The sequence below is a fragment of the uncultured Planktosalinus sp. genome, assembly GCF_963973675.1.
In the GTDB taxonomy this organism is placed as follows: domain Bacteria; phylum Bacteroidota; class Bacteroidia; order Flavobacteriales; family Flavobacteriaceae; genus Planktosalinus.
Window position 1 is genome coordinate 1 of the sequence record NZ_CAXBAN010000106.1, and the last position, 7,765, is coordinate 7,765.

11 protein-coding genes and 1 pseudogene are annotated in these 7,765 nt (G+C 33.8%); 7 read left to right on the forward strand and 5 right to left on the reverse strand.

Annotated elements, in window-relative coordinates:
- The 5 genes and pseudogenes from AACY61_RS05765 to AACY61_RS05785 form a co-directional block, all read left to right on the forward strand.
- Positions 1 to 511: pseudogene (locus AACY61_RS05765) on the forward strand (hypothetical protein); the annotation flags it as partial.
- On the forward strand, positions 508 to 1,761 hold the full coding sequence (locus AACY61_RS05770; protein WP_339610633.1) for a dihydroorotase: 1,254 nt from the start codon (positions 508 to 510) through the stop codon (positions 1,759 to 1,761). The pseudogene AACY61_RS05765 and the gene AACY61_RS05770, both read left to right, overlap by 4 nt.
- A gap of 7 nt (positions 1,762 to 1,768) precedes the next feature.
- The gene (locus AACY61_RS05775) at positions 1,769 to 2,092 is read left to right on the forward strand and encodes a hypothetical protein (protein WP_339610634.1); all 324 of its coding nucleotides are present in this window, start codon (positions 1,769 to 1,771) and stop codon (positions 2,090 to 2,092) included.
- Positions 2,093 to 2,135: 43 nt separating this feature from the next.
- Positions 2,136 to 2,465: a hypothetical protein gene (locus AACY61_RS05780; protein ID WP_339610635.1), complete on the forward strand. Its 330-nt coding sequence runs from the start codon at positions 2,136 to 2,138 to the stop codon at positions 2,463 to 2,465.
- A 59-nt stretch (positions 2,466 to 2,524) separates the two neighbouring features.
- A complete protein-coding gene (locus AACY61_RS05785; protein WP_339610636.1) occupies positions 2,525 to 3,187 on the forward strand; it encodes an alpha/beta fold hydrolase in 663 nt (220 codons plus the stop codon).
- Between the two features lie 16 nt (positions 3,188 to 3,203).
- Here the strand turns inward: AACY61_RS05785 and AACY61_RS05790 are convergent, their stop codons facing one another.
- Complete coding sequence (locus AACY61_RS05790) at positions 3,204 to 3,704, reverse strand: hypothetical protein (protein ID WP_339610637.1); 501 nt, start codon at positions 3,702 to 3,704, stop codon at positions 3,204 to 3,206.
- Positions 3,705 to 3,713: 9 nt separating this feature from the next.
- Positions 3,714 to 4,490: an MBL fold metallo-hydrolase gene (locus AACY61_RS05795; protein WP_339610638.1), complete on the reverse strand. Its 777-nt coding sequence runs from the start codon at positions 4,488 to 4,490 to the stop codon at positions 3,714 to 3,716.
- Between the two features lie 91 nt (positions 4,491 to 4,581).
- Here AACY61_RS05795 and AACY61_RS05800 point away from each other — a divergent pair, with 91 nt between their 5' ends.
- Positions 4,582 to 6,033 (forward strand): TonB-dependent receptor, encoded by a 1,452-nt coding sequence (locus AACY61_RS05800; protein ID WP_339610639.1) that lies wholly within the window; start codon positions 4,582 to 4,584, stop codon positions 6,031 to 6,033.
- 11 nt (positions 6,034 to 6,044) lie between these two features.
- On the opposite strand, the gene bcp is transcribed toward AACY61_RS05800, so the two are convergent.
- Positions 6,045 to 6,500 (reverse strand): thioredoxin-dependent thiol peroxidase, encoded by a 456-nt coding sequence (gene bcp / locus AACY61_RS05805; RefSeq protein WP_339610640.1) that lies wholly within the window; start codon positions 6,498 to 6,500, stop codon positions 6,045 to 6,047.
- A gap of 98 nt (positions 6,501 to 6,598) precedes the next feature.
- Here bcp and nth point away from each other — a divergent pair, with 98 nt between their 5' ends.
- On the forward strand, positions 6,599 to 7,261 hold the full coding sequence (gene nth, locus AACY61_RS05810; protein ID WP_339610641.1) for an endonuclease III: 663 nt from the start codon (positions 6,599 to 6,601) through the stop codon (positions 7,259 to 7,261).
- A gap of 17 nt (positions 7,262 to 7,278) precedes the next feature.
- On the opposite strand, the gene AACY61_RS05815 is transcribed toward nth, so the two are convergent.
- Positions 7,279 to 7,425: a hypothetical protein gene (locus tag AACY61_RS05815; RefSeq protein WP_339610642.1), complete on the reverse strand. Its 147-nt coding sequence runs from the start codon at positions 7,423 to 7,425 to the stop codon at positions 7,279 to 7,281.
- Positions 7,426 to 7,485: 60 nt separating this feature from the next.
- Positions 7,486 to 7,765, reverse strand: a 280-nt coding sequence (locus AACY61_RS05820; protein ID WP_339610643.1) for a sigma factor-like helix-turn-helix DNA-binding protein, incomplete at its 5' end; no start/stop codon positions are given.

Below are 7,765 nucleotides of genomic sequence, written 5' to 3' on the forward strand. Positions count from 1 at the left end.
TACAGCTTCTTTAAAAACTGAAAATTCTAATTTTATAAACTCACCGCTTGTAGTCCCTACATTTTATCGCATTGCAAAACAGAGCTTACCTCTTCCAAATTTATTTTATACAATAGGGGAATTCAATGAATTTGCGGTTACTTTTTCATTACCACAGGACCACATTCTCAATATAAAAAATGAATCAACCAACTTTATTCCTTTGCAGCAAAACACCTCCAACAGTGTTTTAATAACTACTACAGATCAACCTGAAAAATCAGGGATTTATGGTGTATTTGATAAGGAAGAACGCATACAAAATTTAAGTTATAATTATTCCAGAAAAGAAAGCAAACTAAATTATAGAAACGCTGAAAACTGGAACAACACAACTACCTTTAATTCAGTTGATTCAACACTTGAAAAATTGGCATCAAATGAAAATATCCAAGAATATTGGAAATGGTTTCTTATTTTTGCACTGTTCTTTTTTATTGTTGAAATGCTTCTCTTAAAATTTTTAAAATGAACATCCTCCTAAAATCGGTTACAATAGTAGATAAGTCCAGCAAACTACATCTCAAAAAACGTGACGTTCTTATCACCAATGGTGCTTTTGAAAAAATCGCACCTAAAATTAATAACCCCGATTCAAGAAAAGAGCTAAATTTCAAAGGGTTACATATTTCACAAGGCTGGTTTGACAGCAGTGTAAGTTTTGGTGAACCTGGGTTTGAAGAAAGAGAAACCATAGAAAACGGACTTAAAACAGCTGCAAAAAGTGGATTTACAGCTGTGGCAGTCAATTCAAATACAAATCCTGTAACCGATAGCAAATCTGATATTTTGTACATCTTATCAAAAGCTTCCCATCATCCGGTTTCATTGTATCCAATTGGAGCTCTTACAGATCAGGGAACAGGTGAAAACCTGGCGGAACTTTATGATATGAAAAATGCGGGAGCTATTGCTTTTTATGACTATCAAAAACCGGTCAAAAATCCAAACCTTTTGAAAATTGCCTTGCAATACACTCAAAGTTTTAACGGTCTCGTAATTGCATACTGCAATGAAGATGACGTGTCTAAAAATGGAGTAGTGAATGAAGAAGTAAGCAGTACAAAATTAGGATTGAAAGGTATTCCCGCCTTGGCAGAAGAGTTGCATATTAATCGAAATCTTTTCTTATTGGAATACACAGGCGGCAAATTACACATCCCTACTATTTCAACAAAAAAAAGTGTCGAACTCATCAAAAATGCTAAAAGTAAAGGCCTAAACGTTAGTTGCTCTGTTTCTGTAAATAACCTCATTTTAAATGATGACGCATTAATTGATTTCAACACCAATCTAAAATTGAAACCCCCATTACGAACCGATGCGGATAAAACTGCCCTCATCAATGCACTAAAAGAAGGAATTATTGATGGAGTAACTTCAGACCATAACCCCATTGATATTGAACACAAGAATGTAGAATTTGACAATGCGCTCTTTGGAAGTATTGGACTGGAAAGCTGTTTTGGTGCATTAAATACCCATTTCTGCCTTGAAGATTCTATTGAGTTTTTAACCCGTTTAAAAGTGGTTTTTGGAATCGAAAGTTCATCAATCTCTGAAGGAAATAAAGTAAATATAAGTCTTTTTAATCCTAACGTAACTTGGAAGCTTGAAGAAAAAGACATCGTTTCTTCTTCTAAAAATTCAGCTCTTTTAGGACAATTTCTTAAAGGAAAACCTTTAGGGGTTTATGCAAACAAAAAACTTATACTAAACTAAATAAAGTATGGAAACCCTTTCATCAAAAGAAAAAAATTATTCCATTATTAATTATATCACATTCATTGGAATGATTATCGCCTATTTTTTTAATAAAGAATTGCGCTCATCATATGTGACCCATCATATTAAAGTTATGTTTGGGTTGGTGATCTTGTTATTTATTTCACAGGTTTCACATCAATATATCAATATAATTATGGGTGATATTATCTGGTTGGTGTCTTTTGTTTTATGGATCATTTCATTTGTATATGCAGTTCAGGGTAAACGCACGGTAATTCCCTATTTTAGCGAAAACGTTCAAAAGTGGTTTACATTTCTGGATTAACCGGTATAAAATGACAAATTTTTAATAATTAAAAAAAAATAGTATGGAAAATGCAACAGACAACGATGGAAAAACTATTGGAATTATCGCCTACATCACGCTTATTGGATGGGTTGTTGCAATTCTAATGAATTCAGGTGGGAAAAATGAATATGCTTCATTTCACATTCGGCAAATGCTAGGCCTTATCCTACTCTCGCTAGTAATTTCTGTTCTTTCAATTTATGTCAATTTAGGACTTTTTGGTACGATATTAAGTGTGTTAGTATTAGTTTTGTGGGTCATTGGATTTGTGGGTGCTATTCAAGGAGAAAGAAAATTGGTTCCTATTATTGGTGAAAATTTTCAGGAATGGTTCAAAGGTATTAAGTAACATTTTAAATTTTAAGCTCTCCCTTCTCAACATCAAATCATAAATCGGATTAATATATCATGAACACACAAAGTACCTCACTTTATCATTTGACAAGACCTTCAAAAAAATCTACAGTAAAAGCGCCGGCACTTATTATGTTGCACGGGTATGGTAGTGACGAAAACGATTTGTTTTCTTTTGCTTCTGAATTACCCGATGAATTGTTTATAATTTCAGCAAGAGCTCCCTTTAAAATGGAACCATATGGAAATGCCTGGTATGCCATTCACTGGGATAGTGTGTCTGGAAAATTCAGCGATACCGAACAAGCTTCAAGATCAAGAGATCTGATTGCAAAATTTATTAACGAAGTAATTGATTTATATAATTTAGACCCTCATGATGTTACGTTATTGGGTTTCAGCCAAGGTACAATTTTAAGTTATGCGGTCGCATTAAACTATCCTGAAAAAGTAAAAAACATCATAGCACTTAGTGGCTATATCAATGAAGATCTTTTACCAAAAAATATGGATGAAATCGATTATTCAAAATTGGATTTTTATTGTTCTCACGGAAACGCAGATCAAGTGATTCCTGTAGATTGGGCGAGAAAATCAAAACCATTACTAGACAAGTACAACATCTCAAATACATATAGCGAATTTCCTGTAGGTCACGGAGTTGCTCCTCAAAACTTTTTTGAGTTTAAAGAGTGGTTGAAACAACGATTGAAGTAACAAATATAGTGCTTCATTACCTTAAAGGCGGATACACCATTGACGCAATAGTTCTTAGCGTAAGATCCTGATTTTCGTCTAATTCATATTCAAGAATTAATTCACCCCAATTGGTGCCATCAGTAAAATCAGCAATAATCCATCGATGATTTAAAAACCTAACCTTATTGATTTTCATACTTCCGTCAGTTCCGGTATAGGGAACCAAAGGGTTATCTTCACTACCCTGGTTTTGAGCATACAAATGCTCTGAAACCAGTTGCTCCATAAATCCAGCTTCCAATCCAAAATTTTCAAAATACGTCATGGCATTGTCATTTCCCAAAAGAGTAAAATAATTCAAATCAAAATTTACATTTTTCAAAGAATCTAATTCACTTTCCAACGCCAGTGACTTTTCTGTCAATTGATTAATTTTAGTTTCCTGATCCTCATAGATCCGCTTTTGATTCATGTACATAAAAAGTAACATCAATACAGAAAAAATAAATAGGTATAAAACAATCTTGTTTTTCATTTCCTTCAATTAAATGGTTATTTGAAGTCCGTCATAAGCCAGAAATACATTCTCGGGCAAAGTGTTTTGAACCTCTTTATGAAAACCCATCAAATGGCTAATATGTGTTAAATAAGCACGTTCGGGCGCAATGGTTTTAATTAATTTAATTGCTTCTTCCAGATTGAAATGTGAGTAATGAGCTTCTTGTCTTAATGCGTTTAAAACCAAAACTTTTGTGCCTCTTACCTTTGCAAGTTCTTCTTCTTTAATGGTTTTTGCATCTGTTATGTAGGTAAAATCTTCAATTCGAAAACCAAGAACTGGCAAGCGATTATGCATCACCTCTATTGGAATAACAAGTTTATCTGAAATTTTAAAAGGGGTGGATTTGTTAATTTCAATTTCCTTTAAAGTGGGTGCTCCCGGATATTTATTTTCTGTAACAAAAATATAATCAAAGCGCTTTTTTAAAGAATCAAAAACCCGTTTATGAGCAAATGCTTTAATATCCCCTTGCCTGAAAAAATAGGGTCGTATATCATCGAGTCCGGCAATATGATCATTGTGTTCATGTGTAAACAAAATTCCGTCAAGACTGATACATTTTGCTTTTAACATCTGAGCCCTGAAATCTGGACCGGTATCAATAACATAATTGTACTTGTCCCAAGAAATCAATGCAGAAACCCGAAGACGCTTATCTTTTGGGTCTTCACTTTTACAAACAGGGTGGTCACTTCCAATTACGGGGATTCCTTGAGATGTTCCGGTGCCTAAAAACGTTACGGTAAATGGTTTTGACATGGCACAAAAATAAATATATTTTTTTGTTTAACTCTTGCATTTATAAGCTATTTACTACCTTTGTATGAAATAAATTTACAATACTCAAGCTATGCCGGATACATTAAAAGGAGATAAAGAATTTGAACATATTCCCTCCATAAAAGATAAATCTCTGAGAATAAATCTCAATGAAAATATATATGGAACATTTGCTGAAATTGGAGCCGGTCAAGAAACTGTAAGAAACTTTTTTAGAGCGGGTGGTGCTTCAGGAACAATTGCAAAAGCGATGTCTGCTTATGATAAAGACTTTAGCGACTCTATTTACGGTATAGAAGAAGATGGGCGTTATGTAACTGAGCCTCGTTTAAAAAGAATGCTTAGGCATGAAATGTATTTAATGGAGGAGCGAATTTCAAGAGAAAAACATCCTAATAAAATTTTCTTTGCATATGCCAATACTGTAGCAACCATTGATTTTGCAAAAAAATTTAAAGGTCACGGATGGGTTGGAATTCGATTTCAGATAGATCCTAAAGAAGGTTATAATGAAATAATTCTGCATATTCGATTTAAAGAAAATGATGCCAAATTACAACAGCTTACTTTGGGTATTTTGGGAGTCAATTTAATTTATGGGGCTTTCTATAAGTACGATCAACCTAAAAAATTGTTGCGTTACTTATATGATCACATCGATAAAGATCAAATTGAAATTGATATGGTAAACTTTTCAGGCCCACAGTTTGAAACTGTTGACAACCGCCTGATGAGTCTACAATTAATCAAAAACGGAATGACCGAAGCGGTTATGTTTGGCCCCGATGGTAATAATATATTGCCTGCAGCCATTTTGTACAAAAAAAACATTCTTACACTAAGAGGAAGCTTCAGACCGGTTACTAAAGTTAACATCGATATGTTTGACCGATCCTACGAAATGTTCATCAACGAAAATAAAGTAGATAAAGAAAATACCATTCCCATTTTTGAAATAACACTCTCAAATTTGAGAGCCGAAGGCGAAATTGATGAAGAAGACTTTATGGATCGAGCAAGACTCCTTTGTAATCTAGGACACACAGTATTGATTTCAAACTTTCAAGAATATTATAAATTAGTTGAATTTTATTCCAAATACACCAAATCCAGAATGGGTCTTACAATGGGCGTAAGCAACCTGATAGATATATTTGACGAAAAATATTACCGTCACTTAAGTGGTGGAATTCTAGAAGCGTTTGGTAAACTTTTCTTTAAAGATTTAAAAGTTTACCTCTACCCTATGCAAGATCAGGAAACAGGTGAATTAACCACCAGTGAGAACTTAAAAGTACATCCACGTATGAAAGAACTCTATAAGTTCTTTAAATACAATGGAAAAGTAGTCGACATTAAAGATTTCAACCCTGAAATATTACAAATTTTTTCAAGAGAAGTACTTCAAAAAATTGCAAACAACGATAAAGGGTGGGAGGACACATTACCCGATGGCGTTGCAAAAATTATAAAAGACAAAGAGCTTTTTAGTTACCATCTTAAAGAAAAAGCCTCAAATTAATGAGGCTTTTTTTAATTGTCTAAAATCTGGGCTGCATGCTCCTTGGTCTTAACTTTATCAATTACACGATCTACCTTACCGGTCTCATCAATAATAAAAGTCTTTCTGTGAATTCCATCATATTCCTTTCCCATGAATTTTTTAGGTCCCCAAACTCCAAAAGTATCAATAACCTCCTTATCTTCATCAGCAAGTAAAGGAAATGGAAAATCATATTTTTCTTTAAAATTCTTTTGTCGTTTTTCACTATCGGCGCTTACTCCCAATAATTCATACCCCTGACTTTGTAATTCTTTATAATGATCTCGCAAATCACAAGCCTCAGCAGTACAACCGGGTGTATTGGCTTTTGGATAGAAAAAAACAACCAGCTTTTTTCCCTTATAGTCTTTTAGTGAAATTGTATTTCCATCCTGATCAGTGGCTTTAAAATGAGGAACCACGTCCCCTTTTTGAAGAGTTTTCATAGTATAGCAATTTTTATGTTAGTATTTGAAAAACCAATGTATTATAACTTGTACAAACAAAGGTTTCTTTTAAATTTACGGTATTAAATATACGTAAAATGAATAAGGAAGAAAAGGTAAAGTTTGTTATTGAAACGTTAAATGAAATTTATCCGGAAATACCTATACCGCTGGATCATAAAGATCCATACACTCTTTTAATAGCAGTATTGCTCTCTGCTCAAAGTACAGATGTGAGGGTCAATCAAATTACCCCACTACTTTTTGAAGTTGCTGACAATCCATTTGATATGATCAAACTGTCTGAAGAAGAAATAAGGGAAATTATCAAACCGGTGGGATTATCCCCCATGAAAGCTAAAGGAATTTACAATCTCTCGCATATTTTAATCGACAAATACAATGGCAAGGTTCCAGCTAGTTTTAAAGCCCTGGAAGAGTTGCCTGCTGTGGGGCACAAAACAGCTAGCGTAGTGATGGCACAGGCGTTTAATGTTCCGGCTTTTCCTGTTGACACACACATTCACAGATTAATGTACCGATGGGGGTTTACAAATGGCAAAAATGTTGTGCAAACTGAAAAAGATGCCAAGCGATTATTCCCTAAAGATTTATGGAATAAGCTGCACCTTCAGATAATTTGGTATGGGAGACAATATTCACCCGCCAGAGGTTGGAATCTCGAAAAAGATATTATTACCAAAACTATTGGAAGGAAATCTGTACTTAAAGAGTATCACAAAAAAAAGTCCCGTAGCTAACGGGACTTTTCCAAAGTTTAGTTCAGAAGTGCTTCAAACTTCCATTTATAACAATCTATAACACTTAAAGCCTGAGAATAATCCAGAAGAAACTTAACTGTTTCATCTTTCGGGGTTAAATTGGTCACCGCATTGGGTGAGGGTTTTGAGTAAATTTTTTCCATAAAAAATCCATTTTGTTGTTAGTGTCTAATCTCTAACGACCCAAAAAAGATTTTATTGCATCAATTTACCAAAACAATATTATTTTTGTCAATTACCTTACGTAAATTTATTAAAGCATAACGCATTCTTCCCAAAGCTGTATTAATACTAACCCCTGTTTGCTCAGAAATTTCTTTAAAACTCATATCCTTATACAGTCTCATAACAAGTACATCTTTTTGGTCATCAGGAAGCTCCTGAATCAACCTCCTTAAATCATCTTCCACTTGTCCTTTAATGATTTTTTTTTCTGCATTTAAATCATCATCACTCAAAACAGAAAAAATATTAAAATCGCCA